The sequence below is a fragment of the Candidatus Dormiibacter sp. genome (assembly GCF_050999135.1).
Taxonomy (GTDB): domain Bacteria; phylum Chloroflexota; class Dormibacteria; order Dormibacterales; family Dormibacteraceae; genus Dormiibacter; species Dormiibacter spiritus.
The window spans coordinates 73,306-90,380 of the sequence record NZ_JBPCPN010000025.1; the positions used below are offsets into that span (position 1 = coordinate 73,306).

A 17,075-nucleotide genomic window follows, 5' to 3' on the forward strand; every position below is an offset into this window, starting at 1 on the left:
CGGCCCCGACCGCCTTCGCCGCGGCGATCGGCGGACTCGGCGGAAACGCGCAGTCCATCCTCGCCAGCGCCTGCAGGTGGCCACCCTCGACGATAGCGACCGTCCAATGAGGCCGAGTTTCGCGGCTTCCTGGTGGGCGACCTGGATCAGCCGCGTGCACTCCTCGAGCGTGCCAGCGGCATCGCGTCACGATCGCGGTCCCAGCTGCGGTAGCGTCTTCTCTAGCCAGCTCGCAACCAATCCCCCCACCTCCGCCTCACGGCCGTTGTACCAGTGGTTGAGACCGTCGATATCCAGGACGTCGCAGGGCCCCCCGGCGACAGCCTGAAAGGCACGCGCGGGGTACATCTTCTCAGGCTCGCCGCTTCCTTTGAGGTAGAGCGTGGGGCACTTCACGGCGGGGGCCAGGTCGATGGCGTCGGGGGTCCGCTGCACGCGGTCGAGGAGGCTGGCGGCGCTGATCGTCCACCACCACCCCGGAAGTTGAAGCAGGGCGTCGGGACGCCCCTCGGCCACCAGCCGCTCAGCTTCGGCCACCAGTTCATCGGTGCGGTGGCCGGTCAACAGACCGGCCTCAGCCAGGTCCCAGGTGGACCGAGGGCCACCACCGGGCGCCGAGAGCAGCACCATGGCGGGGGTAGCCGGATGATCAGCCACGTGCCGGATCGCCAGCAAGCCGCCGTTGCTGTGTCCGATGACTATGGGGTCACCGTGCCCCTGGGCGGCCAGGAACACGGCGGCCAGACGGTTGTCCTCGATCGCCTCCGCCGCGAGCTGGAAGGCGCCGCCCACCGGCTCCCTGCCAAGGCATGTGCCCAGGATGTCGTGACCGCGCCGGTTGAAGGTCAGACAGGCCAGCCCCAGCTTGGCCAGGCGCGGCGGTAGGAAGCGCGGCGGACCCATGTAGAAGTTGCCGCAGTTGCCATGGAAGATCAATGCCGAACCGGCCGGCGCCCTGTCGGCCGGTCGGTAGTACACCCCGTCCAGCGGGAGCCCCGGGGTATCGATTGAGACCAGCTCAAGCTGCATGTCGGTCAGGAGGGATTACCGGGAGCACCACGTGCGAGGCCCGGCTCCCGCCCGCATAGAGGGTCACCTCACCGCCGAAGAGGTCGGGCGGCCGGTCGTCGGGGTCGTTGTGGAGGAAGGGACCGGTCCCCCTCGACGCGTAATGGAAACTCTTGGCGAATTCGCTCAGCTCACCGCCGTACTCGTAATCCTTGCCGCGAAGTGTGACGCTGATCCGGTACCCCGGGGGGACGACTATGCAGGTCGGCCAGACCTCCACATCCAGCTCGTAGACCTCGCCGGGCTCGAGGGGCTCCAAGCGGTCGTGGGAGTGAAATGGCTGGTGAGGGAGGCTCCTGTGTGGATCGAGACGCCGGTGGGAGGCTCGGAGCCAGCCCAACGCGATCGGGGTGTTCGGGTCGAGGGCCCCCATGAAGACGACCTCGTCGTCCCTGGGGTCGAAGACGCGCACCGCGAGGAAGATGTCGGCGTCCTTCGTGGATGCGGCAATGAACAATTTGGCCGTGATGGGGCCGGTGATCTCGGTCTGCTGCGTTAACGGAGGGGTCGAGAACGTCAATCCCTCGCCGAGCGCGTTGTACGTCACCGATGACTCCCTGGCGGGGACCTCGGTGCTGAGGCGCTCACCCTCAGGGTCGAGGAAGTACGAGGTCCAGCGAGTGCCAGCCAGCGGCCACTCACTCTCGGAGCGCTGGACGAAGCGCTCGCCGGGGTGACGGACGTTGAGCATCACGCGAGCCTGCTGCTGCCAGCCATTGTCCTCGCCCTTCAGGAAGTGATCGAAGAATCGCTTCTGGAGCCCGCGGCCATAGTCGGTGTAGAAGTGCGACCAGTGCGAGTCGCCATGGACCTCGAGCCACTTCTGATCCGAGGCCGCCTTCGCGAAGGCGTCGAAGTTCCCACGCGGATGGAGCCCCTGGCCGCCCCAGTTGGCGGCGGACAGGAACGGCGTCTTGACCTTCGACCAGTCGGCCGACCGATCCCGATGCCATTGGTCGTCGAGGGGGTGCCGCTTGATGTCTGCGCCGAAATCCGCGCGGTTGCGTGCCAGTTCGTCGTCCGAGAGAGTGACCGGACCAGCGACCGACTCTCCCGTGATAGGCGACTTGCGGGCGCGTTCGCCCAGGCCGTGCTGGACAATCTCGACCTGGCGCGGGTACCAGTTGCCGCAGAACTCGGAGAGGATGCCTCCGTGGTAGGTGACGTCGCGGTACATGTCAGCGGCCCCTTCCCACGCAACCATGGCCGTCAGATGCGGCGGCTGCAGGCCGGCCACGTGCCACTGGTTGATGGCGTAGTAAGAGATGCCGTCGAGGCCGACCTTGCCGTTGCTCCACGGCTCCTGCCCGGCCCATTCGATGCACTCGTAGAAGTCACGTGCCTCGCGGGTCGCCCAGACGTCGATGTAGCCGGGTGACCAGCCGGTGCCTCGGGAGTCGACGCGGACCACCGCGTAGCCATCGGGTACCCACTTCTCGGGGTCGACGACCTCCCAGTTCTGGTACTTGTTGGACGAGCCCGCCGCGACATCCGGGTGGTCGCCCACCATCTTCTCCCATTGCGGCGCATACGCCTCCTGGAAGGACAGGCCCTTGGCATAGGGCCCGTAGCTCATCACGGCCGGATAGCGGCCGTCGTCGTCGGGACGGTAGACGTCGGCTCGCAGCACTACGCCGTCGTCCATCGGTATCGGGACGTGCCAGTCGATCCGTATCCCATCTCGGACCTCGCTTCGGTGGTACTGGTCGGCGGTCTGGTTCATGGGTCCCCCAATTTGCATGAGTTGACGCTTTTGGCCGGCGGTCCATGGTTCCGTGCACCCGAACCTGTCACCTCGACAATAGCTGCTGTCAGCACGGCCTCGCTAGCAGGTTGGGTCGTGCGCGCCACGGGTCATGAGATCGATACGCGCATCGCTGCATGCCCAGCGCTTGCAACAGCTACGCCGCCGGTGGAGGTCCCGTTGGAGGGCGTGCCAGACGACGAGAGCGGGCCCTATGGGGACGACGCCTATACCTGCGAGATGGCGACGAACTACCCGGTCCCGGCATTCGATCTCTATACGGCACTGCTCTCGAGCAGTGAGCGGACTGCGGCCACCGCTCGCGAGGGCTGGTGAGGGTCGTAGAAATAGGCGAGCTCGGTGGCCATTGCGGGTCGCGGCTCAGCCAGCCCCAGCAGGCCAGCACTTACTTCGGGCTCAGCTGCGGCCGCCGGCATCAGGGCCAGACCGAAGCCAGCGGCGATGAACGCCTTGGCCTGGGTCAGGTTCTCGACCTCATGGCCGATCCGCGGCTCGAAGCCCACTTTGGCGCAGGCGCTGTGAAGCCACTCGCGGCCCGGGTTGGCGGGCGGGAAGCTGATCCAGGTCTCGTTCTTGAGCGCCGCCAGCGAGACCGTTCGGCTACCTGTCCCAGCCGGAAGCGTCACCTGCAGTGGAACGCGACCCAGCTTTACGACCGGGAAGTGGCTGGCGTCGGCGGGGAGGAATAGGACGATCACGTCCAGCCGTCCAACTCCTAGGCGGTCGACCAGCTGGGGAGCCAACGCCTCCTCAAGGTGGAGGCTGATGCCTGGATGTTCGGCGACGAGCCGGGCCAGGAGCCGGCCGAGGACCAGGGGCGCTGCGGTGGGCAGCAGTCCGAGCCGGACCGTGCCGCGGGCGGCACCCGCGAAGGCCACCAGCTCCTCGCGAGCGCGGTCCGCCTCACTAAGGATGCGGTAGGCGTGCTCGAGGAGGGCGAGGCCGGCCTCGGTGGGTCGTACGCCGTCGGGCCGGCGGATCACGAGAGGCACCTGCAATTCTCTCTCCAGGCGCTGGACACTCTGCGAGACTGCGCTCTGGACCACGTGCAGGCGCTCGGACGCGCGCGTCATTCCTCGCGTCTCGACGACGGCGACAAGGACTCGGAGATCCCTAATTTCCATCGCGCATCATGATAGGCGGATCAGGAAAGATCGCTGGACGTGATGCAGGCGTCGCCGTACCATTTGTCGTATGGCAACCCAAGTGCACGTTCCCAACGTTCCACAGCTGAGCTCCGATGAGGTTTCCGACCCTACTTTGCGCGCGGTCATCGAGCGGGCGGCGGAGACCAAGAGCCCGCCCCAGTCGTGGTACCGCACGATGGGGCAGAACCCAGCGGTTGCGGTCGAGTTCGCCCGTTACTGGGACATGCTCCATCGCGGCGGGACGGTCCCCCACCGCATCAAGGAGCTCTGCCGGCTGCAGATCGCGCAGATGATCGGGTGCGAATTTTGCTCACGGCAGACTTCACCGGCGGCGGGCATCCAGGAGGAGGAGCGACTCTCATGCGCGCTGCCGGACTGGGAGCACCCGGATCCGGCGACCCGGGTGGCGCTCCATTACGCTCGGACGCTGACACTCGACGACGGGCGGGACGTTGAGGTGTACGAGGAGTTGAAGCAGCACTTCACCAACGGTGAGATCATCGAGCTGGCAGCGTTCTTCACCCTCACAGCGGGGGGCAATCGGATGGCGAAGAGCTGGGCGATCGAGCCGCACACTGACTCGGATGCTATCCCCGCCGGTGTGGTCTCCATCCACGGCAGCCACTAGGCGGCCGCGCCGGTGAATGCGGACGCCCAGATTCGGGCCGCCGTCAGCGGTGTGCCGGTGCCCGTTTTCGAGACAACCGCCTTCACGAATCCCAAGCTTCTTGCCGAGGCGGTCGTGGCGATCGTCACCACCGCCGGCCTTCACCCCAGGGAGGAAGCGGGCTTCGTCGATCAGGGAGATCAGAGCTTTAGGCTTCTGCCCGCCGACGGCTCCAATCTAACCAGCACTCACTTCAGTCCCAACTGGGACCGGACGGGCCTCACTGCCGACATCAACGTCGTCTTTCCGATCGACCGCCTTCATGAGATGGCGGCCGAGGGCGTGATCGGGGCGGTTTCCCCAGTACACATCTCGTTCATGGGAGCCCTCGATGAGACCATGTCCGCCATCCGCCTTGATAGCGGCCCGGCCGCAGCCGCCGCGCTCAAGAAGGCGGCGGTGGACGTCGTCCTGCTCACGCCGGTTTGACCCGTTTGCTCGCGTACCGTGGGTACGCTGTCACACGTTCTCGAGGCGGCTGGCCTTTCAACTATCGGACTCTCCCTGGTCCGCGGCCAGACCGAGCGCGTGCATCCTCCGCGCGCGCTTTATTGCGAATTCCCCCTCGGGCGGCCGCTGGGGCGTCCGGGTGACGCCCGCTTCCAGCGTCGCGTGCTGGAGGCGGCCTTAACTCTCCTCGAGCGGCCCTCGGGGCCGGTCCTCGAGGACTTTTCTGAGGTCATCGAGGACGAGGTGGATGCTCCCCTCAGCTGCACGATCCCGCCCCGGGTCGAGGAGGGCCTTCACCCAGCGATCGACGAGGTGCACGCGCTTCGCCAGGCCTACGAACGGCAGCGACGGGCAAGCGGGCGGACCATGGTCGGGCGCCAGATCAACCCCGACCAGGTGGCGGACGCGGTAGCCGGCTTCGTGCGCTTAGCCGATGGCGAGGGCCTCGCAGCGGCGGCAATCCCGGGTGATGCAGTAAAGGTCGCGAACGACATCCGCGCGTACTACGAAGAGGCGGCCATGGCCTTGGTCGACCACGTGCCAGCGGCCCGCTCGGCTGAATCCTGGTACTTCAGGGCCACGGCGACCGGCGACGTCATGCGCCGGGCCCACCAGGCGCTCCGTAAAGCATCGGGACCCACGAAGCTTGTCAACTACCTGGTCCCGCGTTCGCAGCAGCTGCCGTGAGCGAGCGAGTGAGGGCCAGCGCGCCGAGCTACGGATGAGCGCCTCCGGTCCGGAGCTGGACACTTTCGGTGGCACCTTTCCTTTCGCGCCTCACTATGTGAGCGTGGGTGGCGTCCGCCTGCACCACGTGGAGGCGGGCAGCGGCGAGCCGGTCGTCATGGTGCACGGCAACCCGACCTGGTCGTACATCTATCGCAACTTCATCGGGCCGATCGCCGGTGCCGGTTACCGGGCCATCGCTCCCGACCTGATCGGGTTCGGCCGTTCGGATAAACCGGTTAGCACGTACACCTACCGTGGTCACATCGACAGCCTGACGGGACACCTCCTGGCCCTCGACCTGCGCGAGATCACCCTGGTCGTGCAGGACTGGGGCGGTCCGATCGGGCTCGGCTTCGCCGCTCGCCACCCTGACCGGGTGAAGCGCCTGGTCATCCTCAACGCGCGCCCGCGCCCATTCGAGGCGGCGACACAGCTGCCTCCGATCTTCGCCTGGTGGCGAGAACCGATCACCGGCGAGGTGCTGGTCCAGGGTCTCAACGCTTTCGTCGACGGCATGATCCCAAACGGCATTTTCAAGAAAGAACGTGTTACCGCCCAATTGATGACCGCCTACCGTTCCCCCTTCCCGGATTTCAACTCCCGGGCTGCGATCCTGGCCTTTGCCCGAGGCCATCCGATAGGCGCTAGCCACCCCGACTACAAGCTGGAGAGCCGAACGTCCAACTGGGTCGCAAAGTTCCGGGGCCCGGCCCTACTGATCTGTCCTCTACGCGACCGTGCGTACGGCGCCCGGGCCCTGGGGGTATGGCGTGAGATGCTGCCCCAGGCCACCGTGCATACCATCGAGGACGCCGGTCACTACTGTCAGGAAGATGCTCACGAATGGATAGTGCCGTGGATCATCGAGTTCCTGCTCCAGCATCCTTGAGGGTAACCGCGGCCTCTTCATCGTCCCGGATCGGGTGCAGTCGAAGCTCGCGCACCGTGGCGGGGCTCCATCTTGCTGGTGATCTCCGGCTGCGGTCGGGGCTACCATGAGGGCGGCTTCGCTCGCCGCGCGAGTGGCAACTTGCACCGGCTCTGAGGTGGCGCTACAGTGTCGTCTCGTACGGGCGAGCCTGATTCAGCCACGGGGGATTGACATGATCGAAGCGGGGCGGCGGCTGTCGGCGGCGGTCCTGGTCATCTTCGCTATAGCGGCGTGCGGCGGCAACCAGGGAGGCGGCAAGACCGACACCTCTCCCATCAAGATCGGCTTCATCGTTTCGCTTACGGGCACCTTCGCCGCCAACGGCAAGAACGAGCAGAACGGTTGGAACCTCGCTCAAAAACAGCTGGGTGACACTGTCAACGGCCGCAAGATTCAGACCGTCTTCGCCGATGACCAGACCGACCCCAACGTCGCCCTTTCCGACGCGCGCGACCTCGTTGAACGGGATGGCGTGGTGATGCTGCAGGGACCGATCCCGGCGAATGCCATCGGTGCCGTCGCCAGCTACGCCGGCCCCCACCGCATCCCGGTCGATGACATCACTCTCTGCTCCGACGTCCAGATCAAGTCCTACAAGCAGTTCGGCAACGCGTACGCGTCTTCCTGGAGCTGCGACCAGCCTTCGCTGATGATGGGCCAATGGCTCTACGACCAGGGCTACCGGCACATCACCACAGTCGGCCTCGACTATGCCTTCGGCTGGCTCGGAGTCGGGTCCCTGATGGCATCGTTCAAGAAGGCGGGCGGCAGCATCGACAAATCGATCTGGGCGCCGATCTCGACGGCCGACTTCAGTCCCTACGTGCCGCAGATACCGCAGAACACTGACGCAGTGTTCGCATTAATGGCCGGGGCCGCCTCGGTCAAGTTCACCTCCGCGTATCGCCAACTTGGCCTCAAGGGCAAGATCCCGCTGGTCGGCAACACCACTCTGACCGACTACTCGGCTCTGCCTGCCATGGACCCCGAGGCGGCGCTAGGAATCCGAATAACCGCCCAGTATTGCGACGCTATCGACAGCCCTGAGAACAGCAAGTTCGCCAACGACTACAAGAAAGCCTACGGCGTCTACCCAGGCTACTATTCAGACGCCGGCTACACGAAGTACCGGCTGCTCCTGAGCGCGCTGCAGAAGCTCAATGGGAACACTTCGGACAGCAAGAAGCTGGTCTCGACACTGAAGAGCACAACTATCCGGGCCCCGCGCGGCCCGGTCAAGCTCAGCACAGCGACCAACTCGCCGGTGGAGAACATCTACATCTGCGAGGTCAAGAGGGTCGGATCGGACCTCCGAAACGTGCCCATCAAGACTTTCAAAGACGTCCAGCCTTGGGGCAACCTCGATCAGAAGCAGTGGCTCGATGTGTACGCCAAGAACGCCACTACGCGTCCTACGGGGTAGGAGACTCCTGACCAACCGGCCGCCAAGCTTGCCTCGAAGGTCTCGGGCGATTTATATAATCGCCGCATGATCCCCGGCGTAAGGCGGTTGGTGGTGACGACCGTCGTCGAGAACTACGTGGACATGCTACTCGCCGACGAGCCGAACGTCACGCGAGCCGGCCTCGCCCACCACTTCGACCCCAAGCGGCAGAATCCCATCGGCGAGAACGGCGTCAGCTTTCACGTGCGGCTGGAGTGGGACCGCTACAACTACAACCTGCTCTTCGACGCCGCCATGTCCTCCCAGGTCATGCTTCACAACGCTGCTGCGCTCGGGATTGACCTCGAAGCGGTGGACCACATCGTAATCAGCCACGGTCACCCCGACCACTACGGTGGCCTGCTGGGAGTGCTCGCGAGCCGCTCCGCCCCGGTCCCGGTATCCCTGGGCGAGGCCGCCTTCATGCCCCGCTACCTTCGCCTTGCCTCGGGCCAGCTCGCTCCCTTCTATAACCTGGGCTTCACTCCTGAGGCGATCGAGGCCGCCGGCGGGCGGGTGGTCGTCCATGACGGTGCCCTGGAGGTGGGGCCGGGCAGCATCTCGACGGGCGCCATCCCCCGCAAGATCAACTTTGAGATGCCCCCCAAGAGCATCGCCACCCCAAACGCGCTGATCCAGGTGATCGACGGCCAGATGGGGCCAGACTCGGTCCCGGACGACCAGGCGATGGTGGTGAACGTGGGTGACGACGGCCTCGCGATCTTCGTCGGATGCTCGCACGCCGGCATCATCAACACGGTCAGGCAGGCTGTCGAGCTCAGCGGTCGCTCTCGGATCCGGGGCGTCTTCGGCGGCTTTCACCTGGGGTTCCCGGGCACGCCGGAGAGCAAAACCCAGAAGACCATCGAGGCCCTGCAGGACCTCGACGTGGAGTTGCTCTGCCCGATGCACTGCACCGGCATGCAGGCGATGATGCAGCTGAAGGCTGCCTTCCCCGACCGCTTCCTGCTCAACTGCACCGGTACGGCGGTGGTCATCGAGGCTTGAAACCGCCGGCCCCAGCCGAGCCCGAAGGCCCGCTGGCAGGGGTGCGGGTGGTGGCCTTCGAGCAGTCCGTCGCCGGTCCCGTCGCGTCACGGATCCTAGCCGACGCGGGCGCCGACGTCATCAAGGTCGAGCCGAAGCGCGGCGACTTCGCCCGCCACTGGGACTCCCATGTGCACGGATTCAGCTCACACTTCAGCTGGCTCTCGCGTCGCAAGCGAAGCATCGCGCTGAACCTAAACGACGGCGGCGACCGGGCCACCTTCGACCGCCTGCTGGACTCTGCGGACATCTTGCTCTATAACCTCGCCGTCGACAGCGCTGAGCGGCTCCGGCTGACCCCGGAAAGGCTCGGAGAGCGTTGGCCGGCCCTGATCGTCTGCCAGATCAGCGGCTACGGTCGAACCGGGCGCGCCCGGGATCGCCGCGCCTACGACATGCTGGTTCAGGCGGAGTCGGGCCTCCTCGAGCTAACCGGGGACGAAGAGGGGCCGGTCAGGATCGGGGTGTCGCTGAGCGACATCGGGACCGGGATCTACGCCACCTCGCTGATCCTGGCGGCGCTTTTCGAGCGGACCCGCACCGGCCGCGGCCGCTTCCTGGATCTATCGATGTTCCAGGCAATGACCGAGTTCACCGGCCCCAACCTCACCGCCTTCGCGAATGCCGGCGTCAGATACCGACGCAACCGGCAGCGTCACCACACGATCGTTCCGTACGGAGTCTTCGCCTGCAGCGACGGCTTCATCGCGCTTGCCATCCAGCAGGATGTCGAGTGGCAGAACCTTTGCCGGGGCTGTCTCGACCGGCCCGATCTCGCCGGCCGCGCCGACCTCGGCACCAATGAACAGCGAGTCGCCTCCCGATCCGAGGTCGAACGAGAGGTCGAGGCCGAGCTTGGCCGCCGGACCCGGGCGGAGTGGCAGGAGAGGTTCGATCGCGCAGAGCTGGCGTACGGGGTGATCAACGACATCGAGGGTGTCTGGGAGCACGACGCCAGCCGCGACCTCGACCTTCAGGGCAGCGGCGTGCTTCCCGACGGCTCGCCAATCTCAGTGCCCCGGTCGCCCGGCGAACGCTGCTTCGGGCGGCTGGCGCCGGGCCGCGTACCCGGCCTCGACGAGCATCGGCTTGAGATCCTGGCGGAGTTGGAGGACCGCGCCGTACAGGATCGGTGATTGTGATCCAACACCGGACGAAGAAGGCCTATCTTGTGTTGTCAGATTCGCTGACGCATCAGGCCAGCAGCAACGTCTCATCAAAGGATGTACGGGTGAGCGGACGTCCCCCCGCCGCGGTGACCGCGATGGTGTCCTCGAGCCTGACACCTGCGCCTCCACGCATCCCCGGGACCCAGATGAGCGGTTCGACCGCAAATGTCATCCCCTCTCGGAGGATCACGGTCTCTGCGCCGGGGAGTTCCTCGCCGATGTAGGGCGGCTCGTTGGAGCCGATGCCGACGCCGTGGCCGATGAAGAGGCTGATGAAGTTGGCGCCCAGACCATGCTCCTCCGCCACCGCATGCACCGCCCGGGCTACGTCGTCGTTGGTATTCCCGGCCTTCATAGTCGTTGCCGCGGCCGCCAGGCAGCCATGCACGGCGGTGTAAACCTCCTGCTGGCGGCGACTGGGCTTGCCGCAGATTACGGTCCGGCCCATGTCGCCGTAGTATCCCGACCAGCACGCACCGATGTCGATGAAGACCAGGTCCCCGTCGCGGATGATCTTGTCCGAGGGGATTCTGTTTGGCGGTGCCATGTGCTCACCGGAGGCCACGAAGGGAGTATCGACGTGGGCTTGCTCACCGCCGAGGCGGAATAGCGTGTGCATCGCGTTGGCGACAACGTCTGTTTCCCGCACCCCGGGGCGCACCGCGTCGATGGCAGACTGGGTCACCGCCTCGGCGATCGCCGCCGCCTCCTCCATGATCGCCAGCTCCTCTGGGAACTTGATCAACCGGGCGACCTGCATCACCGCGTCACCATCGCCGATCTCCACAGTCGGGACTAACTCCTGCAGCGCCTGCACCAGCACATAGCCCGACTCATCGAGACCGATGCGCCCTCCGGTGACCCCATGACGTTCGAAGAGCGGCTTCAGCGTGGACTCCACCATGCCGCGCACCAATCCACGGGCCTCCATGATTGGCACCGCGTGGATCTCTTCGATCCACGGCATTACGATCGTGGCGCGCTGCACCTCGCCGCCAGAAGCTAGCAGGATGGGTGCTCCTTCAGCGAGCAATAGGCATCCGTTCAGGACCGCGCTCTTACCAGCGATGATTTGGGCTCGCAGGCCTGACAGATAGCGGACATTCTCGTTCTTCCAGACCAGCAGCGCGTCGAGACCGGCGGCCTTCATGGCCTCGCGCGCGCGCGCGACCCTTTTCGCTCTCAACAACGCGTGGTCGGGGCGATCCTCGTAGTCCACACGGAACTGGCCATGGGCGAACTGACCGAGATCCTTGCGAGGAAGGTATTCAGGCAAAGACGTCGCTCCTTCTTGGTGAGTTGTGTTGTCCATCTGAGGTCGTCTCCGTATCTCGGCACGCCATTCTGCTGGTCGGAAGCAGTATGCCAGCCGACATAGTCAACCGGACGCCGCAGGCCGCGCTGACAGAAGGCTAGCTAAGGGACTCGGGCCAGCTCGTGATCCTGTACGAAGCCCAGGTTCCGCAACAGGAGGTCCGCGGCATCGACGACGATCGGTACTAGCTCGTCGAGCCGCGTGTCTTCCAAGCGTGAACGCGGCCCCGCGATCCCCAGCGCGGCAATCACGCGGGCCGACTGATCTCGCGACCGCCGAGCGCCTGGGCGCGAACACGATTGCAACGCTCGATCGGAGGCACTTCTCGGCCATTGGCCAGCACACGTACCCGCTTTCGAGCTCGTGCCAGTGATGCCGATCAACCGCCTCGACTAAGCTGTCGCAACCGAACCGGACAGACTACAATGACCACATGAAAAGCCTGACGATCGGGATCCGGGAGGCAAAGGCGCAGCTCAGCCGGCTCGTGAGCGAAGTCGAACGCGGGACGGAGTGGATCATCACCGACCGCGGCCGGCCGGTGGCCAGGCTCACACCACTAAACGACTTGGAGACCTCGCTCGAGCACCGGATCTCGCGGCTTGAGAAATGGGGCTGGATCGAGGGCGCGGCGCGCGTGAAAGCACCGGTTCCCCCGCCGATAAGGATTGGGGCTGACGCGCAGAGCGCCCTTCAGGAAGATCGTGGCGCCTGATCGCACGGATCAGGTCGTCTACTGGGACTCGTCGGCCGTGCTCTCGGTACTGATTTCAGATCTCCATAGCGTGCACGCGACAGCGGCTGCACGTCGGCCAGTCATCCATCTCCTGTCCACACTCGCCTTCGCCGAGGTGTTTGCGGTCCTGGCTCGCTTGGAGCGCGATCGCAGCCTGCCGGCCGTGCTCGCGGACACTGCCCGCGAGCTGGTGAGAAACGGCCCTTGGCGGCGCCTGACCCTGCAGCCTGATTGGGCAAGCATTGACAGTCTTGCGACGCGCTGGCCGCTGCGCGGAGCTGACCTCTGGCACCTGGCAGTAGCTGTCACGCTCAGCAGGGAAATGCCAGAACTCCGCCTTATCACCTTCGACGCCAGGCTAACCGCGGCGTCTCACGGCGTCGGACTGGCCCTCGTCCGGTGACAGTGGACGCCGACGCCTCGAACAATTCGCCGTCCGCCGACGCTGGGGATGATCCAGAAGGCGTCGTTGCGCCGGCCCGCGGTCATGACCACGGCTCCGTCGGGCACGGTCACGGTGTCGAGGTTGCGGTCATCGTCCTTAGCCGCCTGTCGTCGACGCCGGAGACGATCGGCAGCTCCCTGAGCTCCGCCAACTTGGGGTGGCTGTCCCGCTTGGGCATTGGTCCACCTCCTACCGTGTATGTGCTGGCGGGGGCTGGCCCGCGACCCCCGAGTGTGGACCGAGCGCAGGCTTGACGAGGCCCCGGCTCGGCGCCGGCCTCCCCGCCCGATCCAACATGAGCCGGTGACAGAGGACTGCGTGGCATCGAAGCAGGGACCGCTGCGACCGCTGGCCCACGTGCGTACTCGAGGGCCGGCCCGAGTTCAAGCTCGTTCTCCGGGTGGTCGGGGAGAGGTGGTCTCCTCGAAGTGTTCAGCCACGATCGAAGCCTCCGACCAAGTTCCCCGCGCGGTCCGTCTCAGCGTACGCGCTGGGCGGCACGAAGGCGGTCGTGTCGTACTGGCTGACGATCGCCGGCCCCTCCAGGCGCCGCCCCGGGGCCAGCTCGTCCCGCGTCACCACCTGGGCCTCCAGGTCGGCGCCCTCGTGGCGCACGCGGCCGCGAGCGGCCGGGCTGCCCTGACCGCCCTGGAAAGCCTGCTCGGGGACTCGGCCGTCCTCTCGCCGGCGGCGCGCTCGCCGAGCGCGGGGAGGCCCACGAGAGCGGCGAGCTCGACCCCGTCGGCGGCTGAGCGGCGCCCGGCGGGGCCAGCGGGCCGGCTCGGCGAAGTACGCGATCGCGGAGGGGTTGCTCATCGAGTCGGCATTCACAACCTGATGCACCGGCGCCCCCATCAGGATGCGGCGCACCGTGCACCTCGAGCTTTTTATTGTTGAGCGCGCGGGGGCCTCTGGAATCTCGAAGCCGTCGTCGGGCGCGTGGCGTGGCGAGACCTGGTCGCGCACGGCGGCCAGGATCCGGCGCCTGAGGGCGCCGTCGAGGAAGGCGCCCTCCGCCAGCACGACGAACATCGGCTTGCAGCTCTCGCGACCCATCCCGGTTAGGGACGACCAGGCTGTCGAGCCCCTCCGGAAGCTCCTCGACCACCCGGCACAGCTCGCTGCTGCCCATCCGCACCCCCATCCGGTTGATGGTCGAGTCAGAGCGTCCGTAGATGACGGCGCCGCCCTCGGGGCGATCTTGATCCAGTCGCCGCGCCGCCAGACGCCCGGGAAGGTCGAGAAGTAGCGCCCTCGACGATCGCGCCGGGGCCCTCGTCGATGGACAAACACAGCTCGGCGGCCACGGCCGGGCCCTCCAGGCTGAACAGCATTAAAGAGTTCGGGCGACCTCGACGCCGGGCGTCGGCCCGCGACGCTGTCCTCGAGGCGGCGATGGATCGTCAGCGAACGTGGGCGGAGGCGCTGAGAGCGTCGAATGCGGCGTCTGGAGGCAGGAATAAAGTGTTCCGCCGGCCAGAGCGCCGAATCTTGGGTCCAATCCGGTGCCTGAGCCGCCCGGAGCACTCGTCAACGTCCCGACTCACATGGTTCCGAGGTTGCATCTCCATCAAGCCAGCTCGCGTCCGGGTGTCGCCAGATCTCGAGACCCGTTCACTCTAGACTCAGACCGGTTGCAGGTCCCTCGACCTGCCCAGGGGGTTTGGTGATGCCAGAGCAGGACGCGACGCCAGCAGGGATGACGATCGAGCGCGACGTCCCCATACGCATGCGGGACGGCATCGAGCTGCGGGCGGACATCTACCGGCCGGAGGGCGATGCGCCGGTCCCGGTGATCCTGACCATGGGCCCTTACGGCAAGGGACTGCCCTACCAGACGGCCCACTACGCACCGCTCTGGAAGTGGCTGGTGGAGACTCACCCCGAGGTCCTCGATGGCTCCAGCGGCCGCTTCATGACCTGGGAGACCGTCGACCCCGAGCGCTGGGTCCCGGCCGGCTATGCCTGCGTTCGCGTCGACTCCCGCGGAGCCGGCCGCTCGCCGGGCATCCTCGAGGTCTGGTCGCCACCGGAGACCCAGGATTTCTACGAGGTCATCGAGTGGGCGGGCACCCAGCCCTGGACCACCGGGAAGGTGGGCCTCTGCGGCATCTCCTACTACGCCATGAACCAATGGTGGGTGGCCGGGCTGCAGCCGCCGCACCTGGCGGCGATGATCCCCTGGGAGGGGGCCAACGACTACTTCCGCGAGATCTCGCACCACGGGGGGATCCTTAGCAACGTCTTCTTCGGCAAGAGCTGGTACGAGCGCCAGGTGCTCTCGATGCAGCACGGCCGGCCGGGCCTCCACGACCCGTTCCTTGACGACTCGGTCAACGGCCCCGAGAACCTGGCCGACGAACAGCTGCTGGCGAACCGCGTCGACACACCGGCCGAGAACCGGCGCCACGGCCTCGACGACGAGTGGAACCGCGCCCGCTCCGCCGACTTCTCGAAGATCCGGACGCCGTTCATCTCGGCCGCCAGCTGGGCCGGCTTCGGACTCCACCAGCGCGGCAACTTCGAGGGCTTCACCGAGTCGGCCGCCGAGCAGAAGTGGCTCGAGGTCCACCCCGGGCGGCACGAGGAGTGGTTCTACCTGCCCTACGCGCTGGACCTCCAGAGGCGGTTCCTCGACCACTTCCTGAAGGGCGAGGACAACGGCTGGGACCGGGAGCCGCGGGTGATGTTGCAGATCAGGTACTCCGACCGCCACTTCGAGCTCCGCAAGGAGAACGAGTGGCCGCTCGAGCGCACGCGCTGGACCAACGTCCACCTGGACGCCGCCTCGCGCAGGCTGAGCTGGGAGCCGGTTGCCGCGAGTCAGACCAGCTTCGAGGCGCTGGGGGAGCCGGCCGCCTTCTGGTCAGACCCGCTCGAATATGAGACCGAGATCACCGGGCCGCTGGCGGCGCGGCTCGCGATCGCCTCCAGCACCACCGACGCCGACCTCTTCGTGACCTTCCTGGCCTACGACCCCGCGGGCGTCGAGGTCGAGTTCCAGGGCACCGTGGACCCGCACACGCCGCTCGCGCAGGGCTGGCTGCGGGCCTCCCACCGGGAGATCGATCCGAACCGCTCCAAGCCCTGGCGTCCCTACCACCCGCACACCAGCGTCCAGCCGCTGGACCCGGGTCAGGTCTACCACGTCGAGGTCGAGATCTGGCCGACCTGCATCGTCCTGCCGCCCGGCTCCCGCCTGGCGCTCAGCATCGGCGGCCGCGACTTCGAGCGGCCGGGCGGCGATCAGCACCCGGTCTTCCCGTCGAAGGGGTCAGGGCCGTTCCTGCACGACGACCCCCAGGACCGCACGCCCGAGGTCTTCGGTGGCACCACCACCATTTACGGCGGTGGCGAGCACGCCTCCCACCTCCTACTGCCCATGATCGACCGCTGAACGGCCGACGCTCCCGTGCGCCTCTCCCAAGGTTCAGTGTTCGGGAGGCCGTGCACGTGCTCGGCGTCTCCCACCAGCGGGTAGCACAACTAGCCAAGCCACCAACGCTGAGCGGTGCGCTGAGATCACGATCGCCAAAGTCCGCCGCAAACCGAGGCTGAAGCTGACTTCGAGGCCCGTCGCTGAATAATTCGAACCAGCGCGCGGATCGGGTTGGGCCGGTCTCGGTGTTCCAGTAGTTTGGTAGACTACATTCAACTACATGGCTCGACCACAGGTACAGCAGCCGTTCTCGATCCGCATGAGCGAACGGACGCTCGCTCGTCTCGACATGGGCGCTCGCCGGCGCGGTGAGGCAAAGGCACGAACGGCCGAACGCCTCATCGATGAGGGTCTCCGGATGGAGGACCATCCGGGCATCGTCTTCCGCGATGGACCGACAGGGCGCCGCGCGGCACTCGCCGGCGGACCAGACGTTTGGGAGATCGTCGAGACGCTACAGGGGACAGGGCTCAGGGGTGAAGAGGCCGTAGCGGCCGCGGCCGAGTGGGGCAACCTTACGCCCGTCCAGGTACGCATGGCGGTTCGCTACTACGCCGACTACCGTGAAGAGGTGGAGGAGAGGATCCTGCTCAACCACCAGGAAGCTGAGCGCCAGCATGAGGCGTGGGAGCGAGCGCGGGAAGCGCTTGCTTGAGGCTCCTACTCGATGAGATGTATCCGGCTGCCATCGCGGAGCAGCTTCGCAGCCGCGGTCACGACGT

Annotated in this window: 16 protein-coding genes; 11 read left to right on the top strand and 5 right to left on the bottom strand. The window is 66.5% G+C overall.

The window, feature by feature from the left end; genetic code table 11:
• Positions 1-186: 186 nt before the first annotated feature.
• The 3 genes from ACR2MZ_RS06355 to ACR2MZ_RS06365 form a co-directional block, all read right to left on the bottom strand.
• Positions 187-1,029 (bottom strand): alpha/beta hydrolase, encoded by an 843-nt coding sequence (locus ACR2MZ_RS06355; protein WP_434004221.1) that lies wholly within the window; start codon positions 1,027-1,029, stop codon positions 187-189.
• Positions 1,019-2,791, bottom strand: a complete 1,773-nt coding sequence (locus ACR2MZ_RS06360; RefSeq protein WP_434004222.1) for a CocE/NonD family hydrolase — start codon at positions 2,789-2,791, stop codon at positions 1,019-1,021. The genes ACR2MZ_RS06355 and ACR2MZ_RS06360 overlap by 11 nt, the downstream gene beginning before the upstream one ends.
• Before the next feature lie 296 nt (positions 2,792-3,087).
• Positions 3,088-3,957 (bottom strand): LysR family transcriptional regulator, encoded by an 870-nt coding sequence (locus tag ACR2MZ_RS06365; RefSeq protein WP_434004223.1) that lies wholly within the window; start codon positions 3,955-3,957, stop codon positions 3,088-3,090.
• Between the two features lie 70 nt (positions 3,958-4,027).
• On the opposite strand from ACR2MZ_RS06365, the gene ACR2MZ_RS06370 reads away from it, so the two are divergent.
• The 7 genes from ACR2MZ_RS06370 to ACR2MZ_RS06400 all read left to right on the top strand — a co-directional run bounded on the left by ACR2MZ_RS06370 (position 4,028) and on the right by ACR2MZ_RS06400 (position 10,385).
• Positions 4,028-4,609, top strand: coding sequence for a carboxymuconolactone decarboxylase family protein (locus ACR2MZ_RS06370; RefSeq protein WP_338182298.1), 582 nt, complete (start codon positions 4,028-4,030; stop codon positions 4,607-4,609).
• Between the two features lie 12 nt (positions 4,610-4,621).
• Complete coding sequence (locus tag ACR2MZ_RS06375; protein ID WP_434004224.1) at positions 4,622-5,077, top strand: glycine/sarcosine/betaine reductase selenoprotein B family protein; 456 nt, start codon at positions 4,622-4,624, stop codon at positions 5,075-5,077.
• 18 nt (positions 5,078-5,095) lie between these two features.
• Positions 5,096-5,785, top strand: coding sequence for a hypothetical protein (locus tag ACR2MZ_RS06380; RefSeq protein ID WP_434004225.1), 690 nt, complete (start codon positions 5,096-5,098; stop codon positions 5,783-5,785).
• 34 nt (positions 5,786-5,819) lie between these two features.
• Positions 5,820-6,716: an alpha/beta fold hydrolase gene (locus tag ACR2MZ_RS06385; RefSeq protein WP_434004226.1), complete on the top strand. Its 897-nt coding sequence runs from the start codon at positions 5,820-5,822 to the stop codon at positions 6,714-6,716.
• Positions 6,717-6,930: 214 nt separating this feature from the next.
• Positions 6,931-8,181, top strand: coding sequence for an ABC transporter substrate-binding protein (locus tag ACR2MZ_RS06390; protein ID WP_434004227.1), 1,251 nt, complete (start codon positions 6,931-6,933; stop codon positions 8,179-8,181).
• Between the two features lie 66 nt (positions 8,182-8,247).
• Positions 8,248-9,210 (top strand): MBL fold metallo-hydrolase, encoded by a 963-nt coding sequence (locus ACR2MZ_RS06395; protein ID WP_434004228.1) that lies wholly within the window; start codon positions 8,248-8,250, stop codon positions 9,208-9,210.
• Positions 9,207-10,385: a CaiB/BaiF CoA transferase family protein gene (locus ACR2MZ_RS06400; protein ID WP_434004229.1), complete on the top strand. Its 1,179-nt coding sequence runs from the start codon at positions 9,207-9,209 to the stop codon at positions 10,383-10,385. The genes ACR2MZ_RS06395 and ACR2MZ_RS06400 overlap by 4 nt, the downstream gene beginning before the upstream one ends.
• 58 nt (positions 10,386-10,443) lie before the next feature.
• Here ACR2MZ_RS06400 and ACR2MZ_RS06405 read toward each other — a convergent pair whose 3' ends face one another.
• Positions 10,444-11,730, bottom strand: a complete 1,287-nt coding sequence (locus tag ACR2MZ_RS06405) for a M24 family metallopeptidase (protein WP_434004230.1) — start codon at positions 11,728-11,730, stop codon at positions 10,444-10,446.
• A 436-nt stretch (positions 11,731-12,166) separates the two neighbouring features.
• Here ACR2MZ_RS06405 and ACR2MZ_RS06410 point away from each other — a divergent pair, with 436 nt between their 5' ends.
• Positions 12,167-12,448 carry a type II toxin-antitoxin system Phd/YefM family antitoxin gene (locus tag ACR2MZ_RS06410; RefSeq protein ID WP_434004231.1) on the top strand — a complete coding sequence of 94 codons (282 nt, stop codon included), beginning with the start codon at positions 12,167-12,169 and terminating at the stop codon, positions 12,446-12,448.
• A gap of 70 nt (positions 12,449-12,518) precedes the next feature.
• Positions 12,519-12,872 (top strand): PIN domain-containing protein, encoded by a 354-nt coding sequence (locus ACR2MZ_RS06415; RefSeq protein WP_434004232.1) that lies wholly within the window; start codon positions 12,519-12,521, stop codon positions 12,870-12,872.
• 474 nt (positions 12,873-13,346) lie between these two features.
• Here ACR2MZ_RS06415 and ACR2MZ_RS06420 read toward each other — a convergent pair whose 3' ends face one another.
• On the bottom strand, positions 13,347-13,946 hold the full coding sequence (locus tag ACR2MZ_RS06420) for a hypothetical protein (RefSeq protein WP_434004233.1): 600 nt from the start codon (positions 13,944-13,946) through the stop codon (positions 13,347-13,349).
• Between the two features lie 637 nt (positions 13,947-14,583).
• Here ACR2MZ_RS06420 and ACR2MZ_RS06425 point away from each other — a divergent pair.
• Positions 14,584-16,311, top strand: a complete 1,728-nt coding sequence (locus ACR2MZ_RS06425) for a CocE/NonD family hydrolase (protein ID WP_434004234.1) — start codon at positions 14,584-14,586, stop codon at positions 16,309-16,311.
• Positions 16,312-16,573: 262 nt separating this feature from the next.
• Positions 16,574-17,008: a ribbon-helix-helix protein, CopG family gene (locus ACR2MZ_RS06430; RefSeq protein ID WP_434004235.1), complete on the top strand. Its 435-nt coding sequence runs from the start codon at positions 16,574-16,576 to the stop codon at positions 17,006-17,008.
• The last annotated feature ends 67 nt before the right edge of the window (positions 17,009-17,075 follow it).